The organism is Mycolicibacter senuensis (genome assembly GCF_002101885.1).
In the GTDB taxonomy this organism is placed as follows: Bacteria; Actinomycetota; Actinomycetes; order Mycobacteriales; family Mycobacteriaceae; genus Mycobacterium; species Mycobacterium senuense.
Window position 1 is genome coordinate 39,860 of record NZ_LQPS01000051.1, and the last position, 22,237, is coordinate 62,096.

The following is a 22,237-nucleotide window of genomic DNA, read 5'->3' on the forward strand; positions in this document are numbered from 1 at the left end:
TGCCGCGAGCGTTCTCAGAGGGGGTCTGCCGCTATGGGGATCAAGGACCTGACCTCGTGGTCCCCGCAGCTGGCGATCGGGCGACTGTCGGAGCCGATGCAGGCGGTCGGGGGGCTTTTCGCCATGACCGTGGACGCGGTGCGGTTCCTGTTCAAGCGCCCGTTTCAGGCGCGGGAGTTCCTCGAGCAGTCCTGGTTCGTCGCCCGGGTGTCGCTGGCGCCCACATTGCTGGTGGCGATTCCCTTCACGGTGCTGGTCAGCTTCATCCTGAACATCCTGCTGCGTGAGCTCGGCGCGGCGGACCTCTCCGGTGCCGGCGCGGCGTTCGGGGCGGTCACCCAGGTCGGGCCGATGGTCACGGTGTTGATCGTGGCCGGGGCGGGCGCCACCGCCATGTGTGCCGACCTGGGCTCGCGCACCATCCGCGAAGAGATCGACGCCATGGAGGTGCTGGGCATCAACCCGGTGCAGCGACTGGTGACGCCGCGCATGCTGGCCGCCGGGCTGGTGGCGCTGCTGCTCAACAGCCTGGTGGTGATCATCGGCATCCTCGGCGGCTACGTGTTCTCGGTCTTCGTCCAAGACGTCAACCCCGGCGCGTTCGCGGCCGGCATCACCTTGCTGACCGGGGTGCCCGAGCTGATCATCTCCTGCATCAAGGCGGCGCTGTTCGGCCTGATCGCCGGCATGGTCGCCTGCTACCGCGGCCTGACGATCTCCGGCGGCGGCGCCAAGGCCGTCGGCAACGCCGTCAACGAGACGGTGGTGTACGCGTTCATGTCGTTGTTCGTCGTCAACGTGGTGGTCACCGCGATCGGCATCAAGATGACGGCGCGCTGAGCCGTGGCGTCGCTGCGGGCACTGCAGGCGGTCTATCCGGGCATGACCCGGCAGGTCCGGCGACCGATCGCGGCACTGAGCCGGCTCGGTGACCACACGCTGTTCTACGGCAGGGCGATCGCCACGGCGCCGTTCGCGTTCACTCATTACCGCCGGGAGGTCATCCGGCTGATCGCCGAGATCAGCATGGGCACCGGGACCCTGGCGATGATCGGCGGCACCGTGGTGATCGTCGGCTTTTTGACCCTGGCGGCCGGCGGCACCCTGGCGGTGCAGGGCTACAGCTCGCTGGGCAACATCGGCATCGAGGCACTGACCGGGTTCCTGGCGGCGTTCATCAACGTCCGCATCTCGGCCCCGGTGGTCGCCGGCATCGGGCTGGCGGCCACCTTCGGCGCCGGGGTGACGGCGCAGCTGGGCGCGATGCGCATCAACGAGGAGATCGACGCGCTGGAGTCGATGGCGATCCGCCCCATCGCGTACCTGGTCAGCACCCGCATCGTCGCCGGACTGGTCGCCATCACCCCGCTGTACTCCATCGCGGTGATCCTGTCGTTCATCGCCAGCCGCTTCACCACGGTCTTTCTGTTCGGGCAGTCGGCAGGCCTCTACGACCACTACTTCCGGACCTTCCTGAACCCCATCGACCTGCTGTGGTCGTTCCTGCAGGCCTTCCTGATGGCGGTCACCATCTTGCTGATCCACACCTATTTCGGCTATTTCGCCGCGGGCGGCCCCGCCGGGGTCGGCGTCGCGGTGGGCAATGCCGTGCGGACGTCGCTGGTCGTGGTCGTGTCGGTGACGCTGCTGGTGTCACTGTCGGTCTACGGCGCCAGCGGCAACTTCAACCTGGCCGGATAGCCGTCGCCGCAGCCGTCAGTCGGCCACGCGGCGGTCATGGTATTGGCATTCTCATTTTTTGCAAGTACCGTATCCATCGATGAACGACCCAGTGCAGACCTCCTCGGGAATCCCGCTGAAACCGGTGTATGGGCCGGACGACCGTCGCGTCGAACCGGCCGCGCCGGGGACCTACCCGTTCACCCGGGGCAACTTCGAGTCCGGCTACCGCGGCCGGCTCTGGACCTTCCGGCAGTACTCCGGTTTCGGCACCGCCGAGGAGTCCAACCGGCGCTACCGCTACCTGCTGGACCAGGGCGGCACCGGCCTGTCGGTCGCGCTGGACCTGCCCACCCAATGCGGGTATGACTCCGATGACCCCGAGGTCGGCGAGGAGGTCGGCCGCGTCGGGGTGGCCGTCGACACCCTCGCCGACGCCGAGATCCTGTTCGACTCGATCCCGCTGGACAAGATCAGCACCAGCTTCACCATCAACGGGACCGCCGCGATCCTGCTCGCGTTCTACGTGGCCGCCGCCGAGCGCAAGGGCGTCCCGCGAGCCAAGCTCACAGGCACCATCCAGAACGACATCCTCAAGGAGTACGCGTCCCGCGGTACCTGGATCTGGCCACCGGAGCCGTCGCTGCGCCTGATCGCTGACACCATCGAGTTCTGCGCCGCCGAAGTGCCGCGCTTCAACGCGATCTCGGTGGCCGGTGCGCACTTCCGCGACGCCGGCGCCAACGCGGTGCAAGAGATGGCGTTCACCCTGGCCGACGGCGTCACCTACTGCGACACCGTGGTGGAGCGGGGGCGGATGACGATCGACCAGTTCGCCCCGCAGGTGTCGTTCTTCTTCTACACCCACGGCGACTTCTTCGAGGAGGTCGCCAAATACCGGGCCGGACGGCGCCGCTGGGCCACCATCGTCCGCGAGCGCTACGGCGCCGAGGCCGACAAGGCGTCGATGTTCCGGTTCGGCTGTGTGGCCGGCGGGGCCTCGCTGTTCGCGCCGCAGGCCCAGAACAACCTGGTGCGGGTGGCCTACGAGTCGATGGCGGCGGTACTGGGCGGGGTCCAGTCGATGTTCACCGCGGCCTGGGACGAGCCGTTCGCGCTACCCAGCGAGGAGTCCGCCACACTGGCGCTGCGCACCCAGCAGATCCTGGCGTATGAGACCGGGGTGACGCGGGTGGCCGATCCGCTCGGCGGCTCCTACTTCGTCGAGGCGCTCACCGACGCCACCGAGGAGCGCATCATCGAGATCATGGACGACCTGGAGCGGCACGGCGGCATGGTGCGCGCCATCGAGGACGGCTATCTGCAGGGGCTGATCGCCGACGAGGCGTTCAAGATCCACCACGAAATCGAGTCGGGGGAACGGCCGGTCGTCGGCGTCAACAAGTTCACCTCCGACGAGCCGCCACCGGAGATCGCCACCTACGAGCTCGACGCCGAGGGCCGCGACGTCCAACTCAAGCGGCTGGCCCGGGTCAAAGCCGAGCGGGACGCCGACGACGTCGCCGCTAAACTGGCCGCGCTGTCGCGCGCCGCGGAAGGCGACGACAACCTGATGCATTCCCTGATCGACTGCGCCAACGCCTACTGCACCGTGGGTGAGATGGTCTCGGCGCTCAAGGCGGTCTGGGGCGAGTTCCAGCAACCGGTGGTGTACTGATGACTGCTCCGCTCTCCGCTCACCTGCCCGGTCCACGGCGGGTCCTGGTCGCCAAGCCCGGCCTCGACGGCCACGACCGCGGCGCCAAGATCGTCGCGCGGACACTGCGTGACGCCGGCTTCGAGGTCATCTACACCGGCATCCGGCAACGTGTCGAGGACATCGTCGCGACGGCGCTGCAAGAAGACGTCGCGGTGGTGGGCCTGAGCATTCTGTCCGGCGCCCACGTCGCGCTGACCGCCCGCATCGTCGAGGCGTTGCGCGCCGCCGACGGCGGTGACATCGCGGTGGTGGTCGGCGGAACCATCCCGCAGTCCGACGTGGACAAGCTGTTGTCGCTGGGCGCGGCGGCCGTCTTTCCCACCGGAACGTCGTTGGACGACCTGGTGACCGGTGTTCGCCAGGTCATCGGCCACATGGAGGCCTCCTGACATGCGACTTGGGGTGATGATCGGGGCCGAGCGCGGCGACATGGCGCGCAAGGTCAAAAAGCTGATCTCCGACATCGAGTGGGCCGACTCGGCGGGGTTGTCCACCGCGTGGATGCCGCAGGTGCCCGACGATTTCGATCTGCTGACCATGGTGGCGCTGATGGCCGGCCACAGCACCCGGATCGAACTCGGCACCGCGGTGGTGCCGTTGCAGGCCCAGCACCCGATCGCGTTGGCGCGCCAAGCGCTTTCGGTGCACGCCATTTCCGGCGGCCGGCTGGCGCTGGGCGTGGGGCCCTCGCACCACTGGATCATCCGGGACATGCTCGGCCTGCCCTATGACAAGCCGGCCGCCTATACCCGCGACTACCTGCAGGTGCTCAACGCCGCCCTTGCCGGCCCGGGACCGGTGGACGTCGAGAACGACCACTTCAGCGTGCACAACCCGACCGCGCTGGGTGCCGACACCAAGATGCCGGTGCTGGTGGCCGCACTCGGTCCGGTGATGTTGCAGATCGCCGGGGAGCACGCCGACGGCACGTCGCTGTGGATGGCCGACGAGAAGGCGATCGGCGAGCACATCGCGCCGAAGATCAACAAGGCCGCGGCCGAGGCGGGCAAGCCCGCACCGCGCATTGTCGCAGGTATCCCGGTCACGCTGTGCGCCAACTCCGAGATCGAGACCGCCAAAGAGCGCGCCAACCGGATCCTGGCCGAGGCCGAGACATCGCCGAACTACCAGCGTCTGCTCGACCGCGGCTCGGCCCGTGACGTCGGCGACCTGTGCGCGGCCGGCGACGAGGAGTCGATCCTGAAGCGGTTCAAGCAGTTCGCCGACGCCGGCGTGACCGACCTGTCGGTGCGGCTGCTGCCCATCGGCGACAACCGCGACGAGCTGATCGCCTCCAAGTACCGCACCCGCGAGGTGATCGCCGAACTGGCCAAGGAGATTTCGTGAGCGGACCGCTGTCGGGGATCCGCATCCTCGAAGTGGGAGTGATGCTGGCCGGTCCGTATGCGACGATGCTGCTGGCCGATCTCGGGGCCGAGGTCATCAAGATCGAACCGCCGAGCGGGGAGATCTCCCGCCAAGTCGGCCCGAGCTACTTCGCCAGCCTCAACCGCAACAAGCGCAGCGTCCGGCTGGACCTGACGTCGGAGGCCGGGCAGGCGCGACTGGCCGAACTCGTCGCGGATTCCCATGCGCTGCTGGTGAATATGAAGCCGTCGGTGATCAAGCGGTTGGGGTTGACCTACGATGCCCTGCGGCGCCACAACGAGCGCATCGTGTGCGTGGCGCTGACCGGTTTCGGGCTGGACGGCGGCGACGAACCGGCGTTCGACTACGTGATCCAGGCGGCCACCGGTATCGCCGCGATGACCGGCGACCCGAACGGCCCGCCGACGCTGCCGGGCTATTCGTCGGCGGACAACTCCACCGGCCTGGCGGCCGCACTGGGTTTGTTGGCCCAGATCGTCAGCGGCCGCGGCGGCCAGGTCGAGGTGTCACTGCTGGACGTGATGCTGTCCCAGCTGAACTACCGGGCGTCGGCCTACCTCAACGACGGCGTCGAGCCGCAGCGCCATCCGCACGGCGCACACTCCTATTACGTTCCGGCTCAGCTTTTTCCGACGGCAGCGGGCTATCTGGCGCTGTTCGTCACCCATGACGGATTCTGGAAGAGCTTTGCCGCCGAAGCGGGTATCGACGGCTTCGCGACCATGGAGGAGCGGGCGGCTCGCCGCGAGGAAGTGCTGGCCGTGGTCACCGCCGCACTGGCCGGCGACACCGCGGCGGGCTGGGAAGCGCGGCTGCGGCCACTGGGCATCCCGGCGGCCGCGGTGCGCACGATGCCCGAAGCGCTCAAGGAATACCACCATGCGATCGTCACGGCCGGGGATTTCCGGTTGGTGGGCAGCCCGATTCGCATCGCCGGGTATGAACCGTCCTACTCACCGCCGCCGACGCTGGATTAGCCGGGCGGTGGTTCAGACTCCGGGATGCAGCTCGACGGGGCACTGCTGCGCTATCGGAGCAGATTGATCTCCACCGGGACGCCGAGCTGGTCGATAGCATCGACCAAGCGGCTGTCGACGGTGATCACGGCCGCGGAGCGTTCCACCGCGGCAGCGACATACAGGCCGTCGTAGATCGAGATGTTGTGCCGCCAGGCCCGGGCGGTGCGCAGCAGCAGTGCGTCGGGAAGCACGTATTCGATGGCGAGTGCGGTCGCGGTCTCGGCAGCGGCCTCGGCGTCCTCGAACTCCAATTGGCCGCGCAGGACGGCCTTGTGCATGGCATGCGCAAGCCCCATGCCTGGGCTTAGCTGTGGGTGCTCAGATCGTGACGATGGTCGCGGACGCAGTGCCGGGTGCACCGTAGACCTGCGCGAACCCGACCTTGGGCTCGCCCGGCACCTGGCGGTCACCGGCCTGGCCCCGTAGCTGCAGCACCAGCTCATGCAACTGGCGAAGCCCGGACGCCCCGATCGGCTCGCCGTTGGCGATCAGGCCGCCGTCGGTGTTGACCGGCAGCGAGCCGGAGATCTCGGTCGCACCGTCGGCCAGCAGCTTCTCCTGGTCGCCGTCGGCGCAGAAACCGCATTCGGCCATGTGGATGACCTCGGCGCCGGCGTCGGTGTCCTGCAGCTGGACCACGTCGACGTCGTCGGGTGCCACACCGGCCGTTTCGAACGCGGCGCGGGCCGCATACACGGTGGGTGCGACGTCTTCTTCGATCGGAGCCGACGTCCCGTGCACCTCATAGGCGCCGAAGGTGCGGGTGCGGATCTCGGTGGCCTTCAGATACACCGGCTTGTCGGTGTAGCGGTGAGCGATGTCGGCGCGGCACATCACGATGGCGGCGGCGCCCTCGTCCGGAGCGCAGAACATGTACTGCGTCAGCGGGTAGTTCAGCACCGTCGAGTTGAGGATGGCGTCCTCTGACATCGGCTTGCGCCGGAAGGCATTCGGGTTCAACGCGCCGTTGCGGAAGTTCTTGGCGGCGACCTTGGCCAGCGTCGCCTGGGAGATGTTGTGGTCGTGCAGGTAGCGGTTGGCCTTCATGCCGAAGAACTTGGTGGTGACGAACTGCCCGTTCTCGGCATACCAGGCCGGCAGCGCCAGCTTGGCCGGGTCATCGGTGAACGCTCCGCGGGGGTGCTTGTCCATGCCGATCGCGATACCGATGTCGTACTTGCCGGATCGGATGTTGTCGGCGCAGACCTGGGTGGCGGTGGCCGCCGTCGCGCAGGCGTTGAACACGTTGGTGAACGGGATGCCGGTGAGCCCGACCAGTCGGGTCACCGCGTCGGGGTTGGAGATCTCGTAGCTGCCGCCGACCCCGAACTGGATGTCCTTCCACTCGAGACCGGCGTCGGCCAGCGCGGTGTGGATCGCCTCGGCGCCCATCTGCATCGCCGATTTGTCGAACCGGCCGAACGGGTGCAGGCCGACGCCGATGATCGCCACATCGTTGTTGGTTACCGTCATGTCGCAGGTCTCCTTAGACGGGCTGGAAGGCCCAGGTGAGAATCTCGGTTCCGTCGTCGTCGACGTAGAACGGCACCATGGTCAGTTCGACGTCCATTCCGAACTTCAGCTTGGCGGGATCGGATTCGGTCAGGCGGGCCTCCACCTGGATCACGTCGCCGAGCCGGATCAGTCCGACGCCGAAGGGGACGAAGTCCTTGGCGGTCTCGCCGCCGGCGTAGGGCAGCTTCGGCACGAAGCCCTGGGTCGTCCAGGCCTCCAACGTCCCCTGCCGGGGCAGCAGCAGATCCTGCATCCGCGGGCCGCTGCAGCGCGGGCAGTGGTCTTGGCGCGGCCACACCGTCGCCTCGCAGTCGTCGCATTGACTGCCGACCAGGGCGGGGTTCTCGTCGGGCCAGTTGGTGACCTCGGGGGCCAGGACTTTACGCATGGGCGGTACCGGCCCCGTGACGACGCAGTGTGGAAATCACATTCTCAATTAGAGCATATGCCGATACGGGAGGGAAGCCGACGCCGGCATCGGGTGTCGCGGCGGCGGTCGCGCTATAAAGGCGAGTCAGTTGGCGAGGCCGTGGGCGCAGAAGTCCCACACCTCGTCGGCGGTGATGGGATGGACGTCCGGGTCGTCGGGATCGCCGCTGGACTGCGCCACGAACATGACGGTCTGCATGGTCATCGCCGCCATTCGCCGCGCGTTGACGTCCTTGCGCAGCTCGCCGGCCTGCTCGGCGGCCTCCATCAACTCGGTGAGCAGACTCAGCAGCGGGGTGAAGGCGACCCTGACCTCGGTGGGATGCGAAACCAGCAGCCGCGGTGCGAAATCGGTGAACAGCGGGCGCCTGGCCGAGGGGTCCGGCCGGGACAGCTCGAAGAGCAACTCGACGGCGACCTTCAGCCGCTGCAGTGGTTTGGCCTGGTCTTCGGTGGCCGCGCGGATCTGGTCGGCGGTGCGGCTCAGGGCGTCCTCGAACAGCGCCAGCAGCAACTCGTGCTTGCCGTTGAATTGCAGGTAGAAGCTGCGCAGCGACTGCCGTGAGCGCTCCACGACCTCCTGGACGGTGAAGTCGGTGCTGCCCTTTTCGATGATGATGGCCTGGGCGGCGTCCAGGAATCGCTGAACGCGCTGGGCGGCCCGCAGTCGCGCGGTCTTGATCGATCGCTCGACCGCCCGCTGCTTCCAGACGGGCTCTTCTTCGGGGTTGCTCACCAGCGGCTCCGATTGTTGCCTTTTTGGGAGAACACGAATGCACCTTACCGGAGAATGCCGCCACAGCGGGGTCGCTGATCGAGGCCGTGCCGTCCCGGAAGCGAAGATGGTAACTTGCCGAGAATGAGAAGCGGCTTCTCATCGATTGGCCGATCCCGCAACGACAAGGACACCCATGTACATCGATTACGAGGTCGCCGACCGGATCGCGACGATCACGCTGAACCGGCCCGAGGCCGCCAACGCCCAGAACCCCGAGCTGCTCGATGAACTCGACGCGGCGTGGACCCGCGCGGCCGACGACGATGACGTCGCCGTGATCGTGTTGCGCGCCAACGGCAAACACTTCTCGGCCGGCCACGACCTCAAGGGCGGCGGCCCGGTGCCGGACAAGATCACCCTGGAGTTCATCTACAAACACGAGTGCAAGCGCTACCTGGAGTACACGCTGCGGTGGCGCAACGTGCCCAAGCCGTCGATCGCCGCGGTGCAGGGCCGCTGCATCTCCGGCGGGCTGATGCTGTGCTGGCCGTGCGACCTGATCATCGCGGCCGACGACGCCCAGTTCTCCGACCCGGTCGTGCTGATGGGCATCGGCGGCGTCGAGTACCACGGGCACACCTGGGAACTGGGCCCGCGTAAAGCCAAGGAGATCCTGTTCACCGGCCGCGCGATGACCGCCCAGGAAGTCGAGCAGACCGGCATGGTCAACAAGGTGGTGCCACGCGACGAACTCGACGCCGAGACCCGCCGGCTCGCCGAGCACATCGCCACCATGCCCTCGTTCGCGCTGCGGCAGGCCAAGCGGGCGGTCAACCAGACCCTGGACGTCCAAGGCTTCTACTCGGCGGTCCAGTCCGCCTTCGACATCCACGAGACCGGCCACGGCAACGCGCTCTCGGTATGCGGCTGGCCGGTGCTGGTCAACCTCGACGAGATGAAGTCGCAGGTGAAGTAGCCGTCCAACGATGTTCGCGCCGTAGCGGGCGCCGCGCCCCGAGACGACCGGCCAGCAGACGGTCACATAGCTGGATCTGTGCGACTTCCGGTGAAAACCTGGGGCCATGAGCACGATCCACGATGCCATCGCCCTGGCGGCCTCCCACGGGTTGTACCTCGCCCCCGGAGATGCCCGGGCAACTGATGCCGGCCTGGACTATCGGGTCGTGATGGCTTCCGACGAGGGCGGGCGCCGCTGGGTGCTGCGGCTGCCGCGGCGTGCGGACGTCGCTGCAGGGATGGCCGCCGAGGCCCGCGTCCTCGACCTGGTGCGCCCGGTTCTCGCCGCCGACGGGATCGCCGTCCCGGACTGGCGGATTCGTTCCCCGGAGCTGGTCGCCTACCCGGCGCTGGCCGGTACACCGGGCCTGACCCTGAACGACGACGGCGGCCCGGACTGGCATATGGAGCCCGCCAGTCCCGACTACGCGATCCGCCTCGGCCGCCTGCTGGCGCGGCTGCACGCCATCACCGCCGAGCAGGCCGAGGCCGCGGGCGTCGAAGTGCGCACCCCCGGGCGGGTCCGGCAATCCTGGCGCGACGACATCACGGAGGTGTGCTCGGAGTTCACCGTCGCGCCCGAGCTCGCCGAGGCCTGGCAGGGCTGGCTGGCCGACGACACCTGCTGGCCCGACCAGACCGTGATGACCCATGGCGAGATCTACCCCGCACACGTCCTACTCGCCGAGGACGGCACCTTTGTCGGGGTGCTGGACTGGACCACCGCGCGCGTCGACGACCCCGCCCGCGACCTGGCCGCCCAGTACGGTGCCGCGGGCGAAGAGATGCTGCAGGCGACGCTGGAGGCCTACGCGCGGGCCGGCGGGCAGCTGCGCCCGGGTCTGGCGGCCCAAACCCGCCGGCTGTGGCACGCCTCGTCGATCGGTTTTGCCCGGTACGCGCTGACCACCCGAGCCGAGGGCGATGTCGCGGCCGCCGCGGCGATGCTGAACCCTTGACGCTGCCGGCGCTAATTTCCTTGCATGGCTGCCATTTCGCCGGCCAGCGCCCGCAGCTCGCGTTTGAGCACCTTGCCGTAGCTGTTCTTGGGCAGCGCGTCGACGAACTCGTAGCGCTTGGGGCGCTTGAACCGGGCGATGCGTTCCAGCAGATGGGTATCCAGTTCGGCCGCCGAGGCTTCGCCGACGATGAAGGCCACCACGATCTCGCCCCATTCGGCATCCGGTGTGCCCACCACGCCGGCCTCGATGACACCCGGGTGGTCCAGCAGCGCCTCCTCGACCTCGCGCGGATAGATGTTGCTGCCCCCGCTGATCACCACGTCCTTGGAACGGTCGCGCAAGGTCAGGAAACCGCGTTCGTCGAAGCAGCCCTTGTCGCCGGTGAACAGCCAGCCGTCGGCGCTGAGGGCCTCGGCGGTGCCGTCCGGGTTGTCCCAGTAGCCGGCCATCACCACGTCGCCGCGGCAGACGATCTCGCCGACCTCGCCGACCGGCGCGGGTGTGCCGTCGTCGCGCAGCACCGCGACTTCCACCCCGGAGCGCGGATAGCCCACCGAGGCCAGGACCGCGTCGTCACCGAGGTGGTCGGCGCGGGTCAGGCCGGTGATCGTCATCGGGGCTTCGCCCTGGCCGTAGAGCTGGGCGAACACCGGGCCGAACGCGGCCAGTGCGCGTTTGAGGTTCCCGAGGTACATCGGGCCGCCGCCGTAGATGATGGTGCGCAGGTTGGCCGGGCGCTCGCGTCCGGTGTCCACCAGTCGCGCGACCATGGTCGGCGCCAGAAACGCGGTGGCGCCCGGATGATGCCCGCACAGGTCGAGGAATTCGCCGGCGTCGAACGCCCCCGACGCCGGCACCACCTGCCGGGCCCCGCGCAGCACGTAGGGTGCGATGTACAGCCCGGAGCCGTGCGACATCGGGGCGCCGTGGATCAGACTGCAGTCGGCATCCGGGTCGTCGAGGTCGGCCAGATGCGCCACCGTCATCGCCGTCAGGTTGCGGTGGGTCAGCATCGCGCCCTTCGAGCGTCCGGTGGTGCCGCTGGTGTAGAACAGCCATGCCAGCCGGGTCGGGTCCGGATCCGGCGGTGCGGTCGGCTCACCCTGAAATCGCTCCAGATACGCTGTGCTGCCGATGATCTCGATGGGTACGGCACCGGTCAGCCCGGCGGCGAGCGTCGGCGACGCGAAGACCAGGTCGGCGCCGGCGTCGGCGATGATCTGGGCCATCTCGCGCGGGTGCAGCTTGTAGTTGACCGGGACGACGACGCAGTCCGCCGCCCAGGTGGCGAACATCAGCTCGATGATCTCGGGCCGGTTCTCGCTGGCGATCACGATCCGGGCGCCGGGCCCGCCCGCCCGGCGCAGCGACCCCGCCAAACGCAGCGCGCGATCGGCCAGCTCTCGCCAGGTGTGCAGCAGGCGCTCGCCGTGGTACACCGCCCCCCGCTCGCCGAATCGGGCCGCGGCCTGATCCAGCAGCGTGAACAGGTTCACGGCTGCACCCAGTGCGAGTCGAGCCCGAAGTCCGAGAGGTACTTGGTCGAACTCCAACCGCCGTCGACCACGATGGTCTGGCCGTTGATGAATGCGCCCGCCTCCGAACACAAGAAGGCGACGGTGTTGGCGATGTCGTCGATCCGGCCCAGCCGCGGATACGGCGTCATCTCGGTGTTGATCTTGCGGAAGCGCGGGTCGTCGAGGCGCTTCTCGACCATCGGCGTGACGGTGACGCCCGGGGCCACCGCGTTGCACCGGATGCCCTGTGCCCCGTACTGGCAGGCGATGTGGGTGGTCAGCGCGGTCATCCCGCCCTTGGCGGCGGAGTAGGCCCCGCCCCGCAAGCCGCCGACCACCGCGAAGGTGGAGGTGACGTTGATGATCGCCGACCCGGGCCGCAGGTGCGGCAGCACGTCGCGGGCCAGCCGGAACGGCGCCCGCAGCATCAGGTTCAGGAAGTGGTCGAGGGTGTCGTCGTCGGTGTCGTGCAGCGGCTTCGGGCTGCCGACCCCGGCATTGTTGATCAGATAGTCCACCCGGCCCCACCGGGCCAGCGCGGCGTCGACGATCTGTTGCGGGGCATCGGCCGCGGTGAGGTCGACGGCCAAGGTGGCGATGCGGTCCGGGTCGCCGATCTCGGCGGCGAGACCGGCCAGCCGATCGGCGTCGCGGCCGGTCCCCAGCACCGCCAGGCCGTCCGCGGCAAATTTTGTGGCGCAACCGAATCCGATTCCGCTGCTGGCGCCCGTGACGATCGCCACCTGCATGCTCAGTCACCTCCCTTAGCCCGGGCCAGCACTGCCCGGATGTGCTGTTTGACAACCTTGCCGGCATCGTTCTTGGGCAATTCGTCCCAGATCTCCACCTGTTCGGGAGCTTTGAACACCGCGACACCGTGCGCGGTCAGCAGTTCGCGCAACTCGGCCACGTCGGGGCCGGTGCCGCCGGCCGGGACGATCACCGCGCAGGCGCGTTCCCCGGTGCGCTCGTCGGGCACGCCGACCACGGCGATTTCGGCGATGCCGGGATGGCCGATCAGGATGTCCTCCACCTCCCGCGCGGAGATGTTCTCGCCGTTGCGGATGATGACGTCCTTGAGCCGGCCGGTGACCAGCAGATAGTCCTCGTCGACCCAGCGGCCCAGATCGCCGGTCGCGAAGTAGCCGTCGGCGTCGAAGCAGCCCTGCTCGTCCTCGCTGCGCCGGTATCCCACCAGCATCTGCGGCCCCCGGACGTAGATCTCGCCCTCGCCGGGCGGGGCGCCCTGGTGGGCGACCAACTTGATGTCGGCGATCCCGGCCCGGCCGTCGGTGTCCGCGGCGTAGGCGCGCTCGTGGGCGCCGACCGCGCCGACCGTGGTCACCGGGACCTCGCTGGACCCGTACACCCGGGTGACGGCGGCGGTGCCGAAGTAGTCGGCCGCCTGGCGGATCAACGACGCCGGAACGGAGGCGCCGCCGCAGACGAAGAGCTTCAGGTCGGGCAGCCGGGTGCCGGCGCGGCGGGCGGCGGCCAGCAGCTGGACCAGAAACGGTGTCGCGCCCGCCACGTGGGTGCAGTGTTCGGCCAGCATCAGCGCCACGGCCGCGTCGGCATCCCAGGTGTCCATCAGCACCGCGGTGGCGCCCAGCAGCAGCGGAGCCTCGAACGCATAGATCGACCCGCCGATATGGGCGATCGGGGACGGCACCAGAAACGTGGCACCGGTCTCCAGCAGCCAGTGCCGCCCGAGCTGAGCGATCAGCGCATTGATCGAGTTGTGGCTGTGCAGCACCCCTTTCGATCGGCCGGTGGTGCCGGAGGTATACAACAGCAACAACACCGCGTCGGGGTCCACCGGCGGCAGCGACACCGGTTCGCGCGGGTGGTCGGTCAGCGCGCGGTAATCGGTGCCGGCGACCGGGGCGGCGGCACGCACCGACACCACCTCCGGTGGCTCGGCGAGCGCAGCGGTCACCCGGGCCACCATGGCGGAGTAGTCGTGACCGCGGAAGCGTTGCGGGGCGAACAACATTCGGCTGCCCGAATCGGCCAGGATGAACGTCAGTTCGGCGTCCCGCAGTGACGGCAGGATCGGGTTGACCACCATCTGAGCCAGTGCCGCGGCCAGGTAGATCACGGCGGCCTCGTGCCAGTTCGGCAGCATGAACGACACCACGCTGCCGGCCGGCATCTTCTCCGCCATCGTCCCGGCCAGCGCGTGCGCCGCGGCGTGCAGTTCCCGGCAGGTCAGCCGGGTGTCGCCGTCGACCAGCAGGACTCGGTCGGGAGTCCGACCGGCTTCCTGCGCCAGGGCGTCGGCCAGCGTGTGCCGCCTCACGGGCCGGGCTGTCCCATCACCCGGTGCAGCGTCATCGAGTACCGGTAGTCCTCGCCGGCATGGGTGTTCACCGTCACCTGGGCGACCTCGCCCTCGGAGGTGGTGTAGCTGCGTTGCATCTGCAGCGCGGCGGTTCCGGGTTCCACGGCCAGTTCGCCGGCGAGTTCCGCGGTGATGATCACCGCGCGGATGTGCTGGCGCACCTCGACCACGCTGACCCCGAACACGTCCTCGATCAGCGGGAAGATCGGACCGGTGTGCCGCTGCAGCAATCGGCCGACGCGCGCGAACGCGCGATTGATGTAGTACTCGGTCCGGCAGATCGGCGCGCTCTGGCCGTCGGCTCGCCGGTAGCCGCGCACCGCCAGCCACTCGGTGCCCGCCGGCAGCCCGGTGCGCGCGGCGATGCCGTCGTCGACGGTGACCATGGCGTTGGAGTCGATCTCGAAGGATGAGCCGGCGGCGAAGGCGACCAGGTCGTCGATCGACACCACATCCTGGGCGTAGCAGTTGGTCGCGGCGCGAGGGATCACCACGGTGCCCGCACGCGGGCGCGAGACCACGAGGTTGTCCTCCCGCAGCCGCCGCAGCGCCTCCCGGACGGTGTAACGGCTGACCGAGAACCGTTCGCACAGTTCGTGTTCGGTGGGCAACTGCGAGCCCACCGGATACACCCCGTCGGCGATCTCCTTGCGCAGCGCCCGTGCCACCTTGAGGTAGCGGTGGTCGGTCACGGGCCGACCGGGCGTAGTGCCAGCACGCTGCCCTCCCCGTCGGCGGCGACGAACAGTGTGCCGTCCGGGCCGCGTGCGATGCCGGCGAACGGGCCTTGCGGACCGGAGAACGGCGGCATGCCCTTCAGCGGCTTGGGCACCACGCCCGGCGGCGGTCCGATCGGCAGGCCGGCGGCGATGGTGTGTCGCGATCCGGTGGCGAGGTCGACGGCGAGCACCTCGCGGCTGCCCGCGTCCACGATGTAGAGCCGGCCGTCGGCCGGCAGAATGCCCTGCGGCCGGGCCAGGCCGTCGACCACCGTCTCGGTCCCCGACGCGCCGACCCGCACCACCCGCCCGGCGCCGGATTCGGCCACCAGGTGCGAGCCGTCGCCGGCGGCGGCGACGCCCACCGGGCCGGCCAGTCCCGCGGCGAGCACGTCGACCTCACCGGCGCCGACGCGCAGCACCCGGCCGGTGCCGAACTCGGTGACCACCACCCCGGCGGGTCCCGCCGTGACCCCGTAGAGCTGGTCGAGACCGTCGGCGAGCACCTCGCAGGCCGACTGCGCCGGCCGGTAGCGGCTGACCTGCCCGCCGGAGGTGGTGACGACGAACTCGCCGGCGCCGACCGCGGCCACCCCCCGGACGAAGCCGGGATAGCCGGGGCTGAACAGCATGCCCAGCGTCTGCAGCCGGCCTTGAGATCCGGGAGCGTCGCCGACCGCGTAGAAGTAGGTGCCATCGGCGACGTAGAGCGTTCCGGTGGCGTCGACGGTGAGATCCAGCGGCCAGTTCAGTCCGCCGGGCAGCACCGTGGTCACCGCACCGCCGGTGACCTCGGCGATCTCGCCGCTGAAGTTGGAGGCGAACAGCCGCTCGCCGACGAACGTGCAGTTGTCCAGTCCGGGATTCAGCTGTGCCAGCACGGTGTGATCACCGCTGCGCGGGTCGATGTGCAACACCTGGCCGCTGGCCGCCTGGGTCGAGACGATGAATCCGTCGGCGTCGAATTTCACCGAGTCGGGAACGCCGAGATCCCCTACAACCCGCTGCGGCAGGGCGTCGGTCGCGAAGGGGTCGATGCGCCAGATCTCGTTGGCGGTCATCACCGGGAAGTACAGCAGCCCGTCGGGGCCGACCTCCATGGCGTTGGGTGACGGCAGGTTCTCGGCCAGGATGCGCTGCGCCCCGGTGGCACGGTCCAACTCCATCAGCCGGCCGCCGTCGCGGCACTCCCCGACGAACAGCCGGTCTTGATGCACGGTGATCCCGTTCGCACACGGCAGGTCGTCGCGCAGCACCCGGGCGCGCCCGTTGTCGAGCGCACTGACCCGGGCGTCCATCACCTCGGTGGCATACAGCGTGCCGGCGGAGTCGAAGGCCACGTCGTCGGGAGCGACGACGTCGCCGCCGCGGGCGCTGATGACCGCCAGCTCGCCGGTGCTCACGTCCAGCGCACTGATCTGGCTGCCGGTGACCTGGGCGACGTAGACCCGGCCATCCGGGCCGGTGCGCAGGCCGTTGGCGCCGAACAGCCGGCTCGGTGCGGTGACCCGCTCCAGTCGCCAGCCGGGCGTGACCGTCGGATCGGTCCGCCCGTCGCGCGGAAGAAGCGGGGAGGGTGCCGTCATGACTTCGGACGTTATCAAGCGCAGTTAGTCCAGACAATAGCCGTCGGCGATGCGCATCAAGGCCTTGACGCGCAAATAAGCACTGCGGAATAGTGTTCTGCAATACGCAGAACGGAGTATTTTGTCCGAACAAATCACGGCTGGCGTTGCCGGGGGCGCTCCGGCGAGCGGACCGCTGCACGGTGTCCGCGTGGTCGACCTGACGACGATGGTGATGGGCCCCTACTGCACGCAGATCATGGCCGACATGGGCGCCGACGTCATCAAAGTCGAGCCGCCCGAGGGCGATGCCACCCGCTACATCTCGGCGGGCCCCGCGCCGGACATGAGCGGGGTGTTCGTCAACGTCAACCGCGGCAAACGCGGCATCGTGCTGGACCTGCGCACCGCCGAGGGCAAGGCGGCGATGACCGCGCTGATCGCCGGCGCCGATGTGTTCATCCACTCGATGCGCGCCAAGGCGATCACCAAGCTGGGCCTGGGCTACGACGAGGTCGCCGCGATCAACCCCGCGATCGTCTACACCAACTGCTACGGCTACTCCCGCCGCGGACCCGACGGCGACCGCCCGGCCTACGACGACACCATCCAAGCCGAATGCGGACTACCCGCGGTGCAACAGCAGCTCACCGGCCGGGCCGACTACGTGGGCACCATCATGGCCGACAAGATCGCCGGGCTGACCGCCCTGTACGCCACGATGATGGCGCTGTTCCACCGGGAGCGCACCGGGCAGGGCCAGGAGGTCGAGGTCGCGATGTTCGAGACCATGGCCTCGTTCATGCTCGTCGAACACGCCAACGGCGCGATGTTCGACCCGCCGCTGGGGCCGGCGGTCTACCCGCGCACGGTGGCGCCCAACCGGCGCCCATATCAGACCAGCGACGGACAGATTGCCGCGCTGATCTACAACGACAAGCACTGGAACGCCTTCATCGACGCGGTGCAGCCCCCCTGGGCATCCGAGCAATACGCCACCCTGGCGCAGCGCGCCCGGCAGATCGACACCGTCTACGGGCTGCTGGCCGAGACCATGAAGGAACGCAGCACCGCCGAATGGCTGAAGCTGTTGCACGAGTTGGAGATACCGGCCGCCCCGCTGAACACCCCGGGCGACCTCTTCGACGATCCGCATCTCAACGCGGTCGGCCTGTTCGAGACCGTCGACACCCCGGCCGGGCCGGTGCGCTTTCCCGGCGTGCCCACCTGGTTGTCGCGTACCCCCGGCCGGGTCGCCGGCCCGGCGCCGGAGCTGGGAGCCCACACCGCGGCGGTGCTCGCCGAACTCGGGATCGGCGGCGCATGAGCCTCGACTTCGACATGGGGCCACGCGCCGGCGCACTGCGAGGAGAGCTGCGCGAGCTGATCGAACACGAGCTGCCGGAGCACTTCCCGGGCGCGTTCACCGACGATCCGGCCGATCTGGCCGCGGCCCAACGGTTCTGCCGGGTACTCGCCGAGCGCGACCTGCTGTGCCTGTCCTGGCCGAAGGAGTTCGGCGGAGCAGACGCCTCGGTGTGGGAGCAGACCGTGGTGCGCGAGGAGATGTGGGCCCACCACGAACCGCGCGGGGCGCAGTACATGGGGGTCAACTGGGTCGGGCCGATCATCATGCGGCACGGCACACCTGAGCAGCAGCGCCGGCATCTGCCGCCGATCGCCGCCGGCGAGGTGATCTGGTGTCAGGGTTTCTCCGAGCCCGAAGCCGGCTCGGACCTGGCCTCGCTGCGCACCACGGCGCGCCGCTACGACTCGGCCGGCTGGGTGATCAACGGCCAGAAGATCTGGACCTCCTACGCGACCATGGCGCAGTGGTGCTTCCTGCTGGTGCGCACCACCCGCGTGGGGGAAGGATCGGTCACCAAGAAACAGCAGGGCCTCACGGTGTTCCTGGTCCCGATGGACAACCCCGCCATCCAGGTCCGGCCGATCCGCACCATGATGGGCCCGCACCATCTCAACGAGGTGTTCTTCGACGACCTGCGGGTGACCGACGCCGACGTGCTGGGCGAGGTCGGCGCGGGCTGGTCGATCGTGGCCGACGTGATGTCCTACGAGCGGGTGGGCATCGCCCGCTATGCGCGCTGCGAACGACTGCTGGCCGCCGCGCCGGACGCGCTCGGCGACCGGTGGGAGACGTTGCCCGCCGAATTGACGGCGCGGTGGGTGCGGATGCTCACGCATTGCCGGCGCGCCCGGCTGATGGCCTACCGGGTGGTCTCGCTGCAGGCCAGCGGGCGGATCGCGCCCGGAGACGCCGCCGCCTACCGGATCGCGGTCACCCGGCTGGACCAGGAGAGTGCGGAGGTGCTGATGGAGATCGCCGCCGAAGCCCCGGCCGGACCGCAGGGGCAGTGGTTTCGCGCCGAGGTCGACGACCACTGGCGCTACTCGCAGGCTGCCACCGTCTCGTCGGGCAGCATCGAGATGCAGCGCATCCTGCTCTCCCGCGCGCTGTTGGCGGGGCCGCGATGATCCTCGAACTCGGCGCGGACGCCGAAGAATACGGGCGGGCGGCACTGCGGGCGTTCGACGCGGCCGGTGGCGACGAGCTGGTGGTGCGCGCCGACGCCGACCCCGCGGTGCGCGACGAGCTGGTCTCCCCGGTGCTGCGTGGACTCGGCGCATTCGACCTCAAGCCCCGCGCCGACGCCGACGAGCTGGAGGCCGCCGCGGCGCTGTGCCGCAGCGCCGGCTACTGGGCGCTGCCCTACCCGGTGGCCGAATGTCTTTCGGTGCCCGCCGATCTCGACGCGGACGGGCTGATCGTGGTCGCCGAGCACGCGCCCGCCGGGGCGGTGGCCGGGTTGTCGAAGCGGTGGGCCGCGGTCACGCTGGCCGGGGTGCGCAGCACGGCGGTGGCGCAACCGTCGGCCGGGCCGGGGCTGGTCGCCGGGCTGACGCTGACCGAGATCGACGCTGATGGCGCCGATGACGTGGCACTGGGGTTGACGCTGGGATGCTGGACGCTGCTGGGAATGCTGGACCGGGCGCTGGATCTCACGAAAGCCCATGTGCGGCTGCGTGAACAGTTCGGCCAACCGCTGGCGAAGTTCCAGGGCGTGCAGTTCCAGCTGACCGACGCCGAGGTGGAGCGCGCCGGGCTGGACATGCTGGCCAAGTACGCGCTGTGGAGCATCGCGACCGCACGTCCCGAAGCGGTCGACGACGCGCTGGCGCTGCGATCGGCGGCGCTGGAAGCCGCCGACGTGGTGTTCCGCGTCTGTCACCAACTGCACGGCGCCGTCGGGTTCTGCGACGAGACGGCACTGTCCTGGCTGTCGCGCTACAGCCAGCCGCTGCGCCGGCTGCCGTGGGGGCTCTCGGGCACCCGCGAGCTGCTGGTCGAGCGCGCCGGCCGCACCGGGCTGACGGGACTCTACGCATGATGGCCGGCACCGGTGGTTCAGCGAGGTTCGACGCAGGAGAAGCGAAGCTGGAACCGCCGGATGAACCTGCTGACTTCCGCGCCCAGGTACGCCAGTGGTGCGCCGACAACATCCCGGCGGACTGGCGCCGCACCCAGACCGGGGTCGACGAGGCCGAGTTCGTCGACTTCCAGCGCCGCTGGTTCGCCACGCTGCACCGTGCCGGGTTCGCGGTGCCGCACTGGCCGCGCGAATGGGGCGGCGGCATGTCGGTGGCCGATCAGGCGGTGCTGTACCAGGAGTTGGCCGCCCATGACGCGCCGCGGCTGGTGCTGGCCTTTGTCGGCATCCACCACGCGGCGGCCACCCTGCTGGCAGCGGGCACCGAGGAGCAGCGCCGTCGGCACCTGCCGGGGATCCTCGACGGCGAGATCTGGGTGCAGGGCTTCTCCGAGCCCGAGGCCGGCTCCGACCTGGCATCGCTGCGCACCACCGCGCGCCGGGTGGGGGACACCTATGTGATCAACGGCCAGAAGCTCTGGGCCAGCGGCGCGAGCCACGCCCAATGGTGTCTGCTGCTGGCCCGCACCGACCCGGACGCCCCCAAACGCAAGGGCATCTCCTATTTCCTGCTGGATATGGCTACCCCCGGGGTGCAGGTGCGGCCGATCCGCAACGCCGTCGGCGATCAGCACTTCTGCGAGATCTTCCTCGACGACGTGGTGATCCCGGCGGCGAACCTGATCGGGGCCGAGAACACCGGCTGGCAGGTGGCGCAGGCGACGCTGGGCGCCGAACGCGGCATGACCATGCTCGAGTTGGCCGAGCGGCTGGGCTGCGCGGGCTTTCGCTGGCTGGTGCAGGCCGCGCCGACCGACGACGCGGTGGTGGCCGACAAGTTAGCCCAGCTCGAAACCGAGATCACCGGCCTGCGGGCGATGTGCCGGCAGCTGGTGGCCGACGTCGAGGCCGGCACGGCCGGGCCCGCCGACGCCTCGATCGTGAAGCTCTACTACAGCGAGCTGTTGCAGCGGCTCACCGACTTCGGCGCCGAGATCGGCGGTTTGGCCGCGCACACGACGCTGACCAAACCCCTGTCCAGCGGTTGGGAGTCGGGTTCCTGGGTGCTGGATTTCATCGGCTCCTGGGAGTGGACCATCCCCGGCGGCTCCAGCGAGATCCAGCGCACCATCATCGGCGAACGCGGCCTGGGTCTGCCGCGAGAACCGAGCCTGCCGTGACCACAACAGATTTCGCCGAACTGCACGACGACCTTCGGGCCGTCGCCGCCGACGTGCTGTCCCGCGGCCGGGTCGTCGACTGGTCGACCATGGCCAACGCCGGCTGGGTCGGGCTGGAGGTCCCCGAGGCCTTCGGCGGGGCCGGCGCGACGTTCGCCGAGGTCGCGGTGGTCTGCGAAGAACTGGGAAGGGCCGCCGCGGCAACCGACTACCTGGGCAGTGCGGTGCTGACGGTGGGCGTGCTGAATACCCTGCAGGACAGTGTTGTTCGTGACAACTTGCTGACCGATGTCGCCGCCGGCACGACACGGGTCGCCACGGTGATGGGTGACTTCACCCTGGCCGCCGACGGGCGACTGTCCGGCCGTGCCGACTTCGTCCCCGACGCCGACGGCGCCGATCGGCTGCTGGTACTGGCCACCGACCACACCGGCGCCCAGGTCGCCGTGGCCACCGACCTGCTCACCGTCACTGCGCAGCCGGTGCTCGACCAGACTCGCCGGGTCGCCACCGTGACCGCTGCGGGCGTGCTGGTGTCCGAGCCGTTGCGGTTCATCGGGAACCCGCGGTCGGTGCAGCACCGGGCGGCGGTCACGGTGGCCTGCGACAGCCTCGGTTTGGCCGAGGCCATGCTTGCCGCCACCGTGTCGTATGCGCAGACCCGCCACCAGTTCGGCCGTCCGATCGGCTCCTTCCAGGCCGTCAAACACGCCTGCGCGGACATGCTGGTGACGGTCTCGGTGGCTCGCGCCCTGGTACGCGAGGCCATCGATGCGGTGGCCGCGGGCGCGGCACCCGAAGCGTCTGAGGCCGATGTCGCCGTGGCCATGGCGAAGTCGTATGCCTGCGGTGCCGCGGTCGAGGTTGTCGGCAAGGCGCTGCAGCTGCACGGCGGGATCGGCTACACGTGGGAGAGCGGCATCCACGTCTATCTGAAACGCGCCGTGTTCAACCGGTCGCTGTTTGGGTCACCGGCAGCGCACCGTCAACATCTCGCTCAACGGTATTAACAA

Annotated in this window: 22 protein-coding genes; 13 read left to right on the plus strand and 9 right to left on the minus strand. The window is 69.3% G+C overall.

Annotation, left to right across the window (positions count from 1 at the left end; translation table 11 throughout):
- Positions 1-33: 33 nt before the first annotated feature.
- The 6 genes from AWC24_RS19465 to AWC24_RS19490 all read left to right on the plus strand — a co-directional run bounded on the left by AWC24_RS19465 (position 34) and on the right by AWC24_RS19490 (position 5,766).
- The gene (locus tag AWC24_RS19465; RefSeq protein ID WP_085088292.1) at positions 34-840 is read left to right on the plus strand and encodes an MlaE family ABC transporter permease; all 807 of its coding nucleotides are present in this window, start codon (positions 34-36) and stop codon (positions 838-840) included.
- A gap of 42 nt (positions 841-882) precedes the next feature.
- Entirely contained in the window at positions 883-1,701 is an 819-nt protein-coding gene (locus tag AWC24_RS19470; protein WP_085088449.1) for an MlaE family ABC transporter permease, read from the plus strand.
- A gap of 79 nt (positions 1,702-1,780) precedes the next feature.
- Positions 1,781-3,358 carry a methylmalonyl-CoA mutase family protein gene (locus tag AWC24_RS19475; protein WP_085088295.1) on the plus strand — a complete coding sequence of 526 codons (1,578 nt, stop codon included), beginning with the start codon at positions 1,781-1,783 and terminating at the stop codon, positions 3,356-3,358.
- The gene (locus AWC24_RS19480; RefSeq protein ID WP_085088298.1) at positions 3,358-3,789 is read left to right on the plus strand and encodes a cobalamin B12-binding domain-containing protein; all 432 of its coding nucleotides are present in this window, start codon (positions 3,358-3,360) and stop codon (positions 3,787-3,789) included. The genes AWC24_RS19475 and AWC24_RS19480 overlap by 1 nt, the downstream gene beginning before the upstream one ends.
- A 1-nt stretch (position 3,790) precedes the next feature.
- Positions 3,791-4,747, plus strand: coding sequence for an LLM class F420-dependent oxidoreductase (locus tag AWC24_RS19485; protein WP_085088300.1), 957 nt, complete (start codon positions 3,791-3,793; stop codon positions 4,745-4,747).
- Entirely contained in the window at positions 4,744-5,766 is a 1,023-nt protein-coding gene (locus tag AWC24_RS19490; protein WP_085088303.1) for a CaiB/BaiF CoA transferase family protein, read from the plus strand. The genes AWC24_RS19485 and AWC24_RS19490 overlap by 4 nt, the downstream gene beginning before the upstream one ends.
- A gap of 50 nt (positions 5,767-5,816) precedes the next feature.
- On the opposite strand, the gene AWC24_RS19495 is transcribed toward AWC24_RS19490, so the two are convergent.
- The 4 genes from AWC24_RS19495 to AWC24_RS19510 all read right to left on the minus strand — a co-directional run bounded on the left by AWC24_RS19495 (position 5,817) and on the right by AWC24_RS19510 (position 8,488).
- Entirely contained in the window at positions 5,817-6,086 is a 270-nt protein-coding gene (locus AWC24_RS19495) for a type II toxin-antitoxin system VapC family toxin (protein ID WP_133055741.1), read from the minus strand.
- 40 nt (positions 6,087-6,126) lie between these two features.
- On the minus strand, positions 6,127-7,281 hold the full coding sequence (locus AWC24_RS19500; RefSeq protein ID WP_085088308.1) for a thiolase family protein: 1,155 nt from the start codon (positions 7,279-7,281) through the stop codon (positions 6,127-6,129).
- A 13-nt stretch (positions 7,282-7,294) separates the two neighbouring features.
- Positions 7,295-7,711 (minus strand): Zn-ribbon domain-containing OB-fold protein, encoded by a 417-nt coding sequence (locus AWC24_RS19505; RefSeq protein ID WP_085088311.1) that lies wholly within the window; start codon positions 7,709-7,711, stop codon positions 7,295-7,297.
- A 126-nt stretch (positions 7,712-7,837) separates the two neighbouring features.
- Entirely contained in the window at positions 7,838-8,488 is a 651-nt protein-coding gene (locus AWC24_RS19510) for a TetR/AcrR family transcriptional regulator (protein ID WP_174813679.1), read from the minus strand.
- Positions 8,489-8,663: 175 nt separating this feature from the next.
- Here AWC24_RS19510 and AWC24_RS19515 point away from each other — a divergent pair, with 175 nt between their 5' ends.
- On the plus strand, positions 8,664-9,446 hold the full coding sequence (locus tag AWC24_RS19515; protein ID WP_013827663.1) for an enoyl-CoA hydratase: 783 nt from the start codon (positions 8,664-8,666) through the stop codon (positions 9,444-9,446).
- A 106-nt stretch (positions 9,447-9,552) separates the two neighbouring features.
- A complete protein-coding gene (locus tag AWC24_RS19520; protein ID WP_085088318.1) occupies positions 9,553-10,446 on the plus strand; it encodes a macrolide 2'-phosphotransferase in 894 nt (297 codons plus the stop codon).
- A gap of 11 nt (positions 10,447-10,457) precedes the next feature.
- Here AWC24_RS19520 and AWC24_RS19525 read toward each other — a convergent pair whose 3' ends face one another.
- From AWC24_RS19525 to AWC24_RS19545, 5 genes are read right to left on the minus strand one after another with little or no spacing between them, the layout of a single operon-like run.
- Positions 10,458-11,945 carry an AMP-binding protein gene (locus AWC24_RS19525; RefSeq protein WP_085088321.1) on the minus strand — a complete coding sequence of 496 codons (1,488 nt, stop codon included), beginning with the start codon at positions 11,943-11,945 and terminating at the stop codon, positions 10,458-10,460.
- Complete coding sequence (locus AWC24_RS19530) at positions 11,942-12,715, minus strand: SDR family NAD(P)-dependent oxidoreductase (RefSeq protein WP_085088323.1); 774 nt, start codon at positions 12,713-12,715, stop codon at positions 11,942-11,944. Before AWC24_RS19530 ends, AWC24_RS19525 begins: the two co-directional genes overlap by 4 nt.
- A gap of 2 nt (positions 12,716-12,717) precedes the next feature.
- On the minus strand, positions 12,718-14,268 hold the full coding sequence (locus tag AWC24_RS19535) for an AMP-binding protein (protein WP_085088326.1): 1,551 nt from the start codon (positions 14,266-14,268) through the stop codon (positions 12,718-12,720).
- Entirely contained in the window at positions 14,265-15,002 is a 738-nt protein-coding gene (locus tag AWC24_RS19540) for a GntR family transcriptional regulator (protein WP_085088330.1), read from the minus strand. Before AWC24_RS19540 ends, AWC24_RS19535 begins: the two co-directional genes overlap by 4 nt.
- Complete coding sequence (locus tag AWC24_RS19545) at positions 14,999-16,615, minus strand: SMP-30/gluconolactonase/LRE family protein (RefSeq protein WP_085088333.1); 1,617 nt, start codon at positions 16,613-16,615, stop codon at positions 14,999-15,001. The genes AWC24_RS19540 and AWC24_RS19545 overlap by 4 nt, the downstream gene beginning before the upstream one ends.
- Before the next feature lie 175 nt (positions 16,616-16,790).
- Here AWC24_RS19545 and AWC24_RS19550 point away from each other — a divergent pair, with 175 nt between their 5' ends.
- From AWC24_RS19550 to AWC24_RS19570, 5 genes are read left to right on the plus strand one after another with little or no spacing between them, the layout of a single operon-like run.
- Positions 16,791-17,921: a CaiB/BaiF CoA transferase family protein gene (locus AWC24_RS19550; protein ID WP_085088453.1), complete on the plus strand. Its 1,131-nt coding sequence runs from the start codon at positions 16,791-16,793 to the stop codon at positions 17,919-17,921.
- Entirely contained in the window at positions 17,918-19,090 is a 1,173-nt protein-coding gene (locus tag AWC24_RS19555) for an acyl-CoA dehydrogenase family protein (RefSeq protein ID WP_085088336.1), read from the plus strand. The genes AWC24_RS19550 and AWC24_RS19555 overlap by 4 nt, the downstream gene beginning before the upstream one ends.
- Entirely contained in the window at positions 19,087-20,004 is a 918-nt protein-coding gene (locus AWC24_RS19560; protein WP_085088339.1) for an acyl-CoA dehydrogenase family protein, read from the plus strand. The genes AWC24_RS19555 and AWC24_RS19560 overlap by 4 nt, the downstream gene beginning before the upstream one ends.
- Positions 20,001-21,224, plus strand: a complete 1,224-nt coding sequence (locus AWC24_RS19565) for an acyl-CoA dehydrogenase family protein (RefSeq protein WP_234807445.1) — start codon at positions 20,001-20,003, stop codon at positions 21,222-21,224. The genes AWC24_RS19560 and AWC24_RS19565 overlap by 4 nt, the downstream gene beginning before the upstream one ends.
- The gene (locus AWC24_RS19570) at positions 21,221-22,234 is read left to right on the plus strand and encodes an acyl-CoA dehydrogenase family protein (RefSeq protein WP_085088342.1); all 1,014 of its coding nucleotides are present in this window, start codon (positions 21,221-21,223) and stop codon (positions 22,232-22,234) included. Before AWC24_RS19565 ends, AWC24_RS19570 begins: the two co-directional genes overlap by 4 nt.
- The last annotated feature ends 3 nt before the right edge of the window (positions 22,235-22,237 follow it).

Excerpts from the sequence above, each read along its gene's own strand:
- AWC24_RS19515 (WP_013827663.1), top strand. The coding sequence starts at position 8,664 with ATGTACATCGATTACGAGGTCGCCGACCGGATCGCGACGATCACGCTG.
- AWC24_RS19530 (WP_085088323.1), bottom strand. The coding sequence starts at position 12,715 with ATGCAGGTGGCGATCGTCACGGGCGCCAGCAGCGGAATCGGATTCGGT.
- AWC24_RS19470 (WP_085088449.1), top strand. The coding sequence starts at position 883 with ATGACCCGGCAGGTCCGGCGACCGATCGCGGCACTGAGCCGGCTCGGT.
- AWC24_RS19545 (WP_085088333.1), bottom strand. The coding sequence starts at position 16,615 with ATGACGGCACCCTCCCCGCTTCTTCCGCGCGACGGGCGGACCGATCCG.
- AWC24_RS19560 (WP_085088339.1), top strand. The coding sequence starts at position 19,087 with ATGATCCTCGAACTCGGCGCGGACGCCGAAGAATACGGGCGGGCGGCA.
- AWC24_RS19520 (WP_085088318.1), top strand. The coding sequence starts at position 9,553 with ATGAGCACGATCCACGATGCCATCGCCCTGGCGGCCTCCCACGGGTTG.
- AWC24_RS19465 (WP_085088292.1), top strand. The coding sequence starts at position 34 with ATGGGGATCAAGGACCTGACCTCGTGGTCCCCGCAGCTGGCGATCGGG.
- AWC24_RS19555 (WP_085088336.1), top strand. The coding sequence starts at position 17,918 with ATGAGCCTCGACTTCGACATGGGGCCACGCGCCGGCGCACTGCGAGGA.
- AWC24_RS19565 (WP_234807445.1), top strand. The coding sequence starts at position 20,001 with ATGATGGCCGGCACCGGTGGTTCAGCGAGGTTCGACGCAGGAGAAGCG.
- AWC24_RS19500 (WP_085088308.1), bottom strand. The coding sequence starts at position 7,281 with ATGACGGTAACCAACAACGATGTGGCGATCATCGGCGTCGGCCTGCAC.
- AWC24_RS19505 (WP_085088311.1), bottom strand. The coding sequence starts at position 7,711 with ATGCGTAAAGTCCTGGCCCCCGAGGTCACCAACTGGCCCGACGAGAAC.
- AWC24_RS19480 (WP_085088298.1), top strand. The coding sequence starts at position 3,358 with ATGACTGCTCCGCTCTCCGCTCACCTGCCCGGTCCACGGCGGGTCCTG.
- AWC24_RS19495 (WP_133055741.1), bottom strand. The coding sequence starts at position 6,086 with ATGCACAAGGCCGTCCTGCGCGGCCAATTGGAGTTCGAGGACGCCGAG.
- AWC24_RS19485 (WP_085088300.1), top strand. The coding sequence starts at position 3,791 with ATGCGACTTGGGGTGATGATCGGGGCCGAGCGCGGCGACATGGCGCGC.
- AWC24_RS19475 (WP_085088295.1), top strand. The coding sequence starts at position 1,781 with ATGAACGACCCAGTGCAGACCTCCTCGGGAATCCCGCTGAAACCGGTG.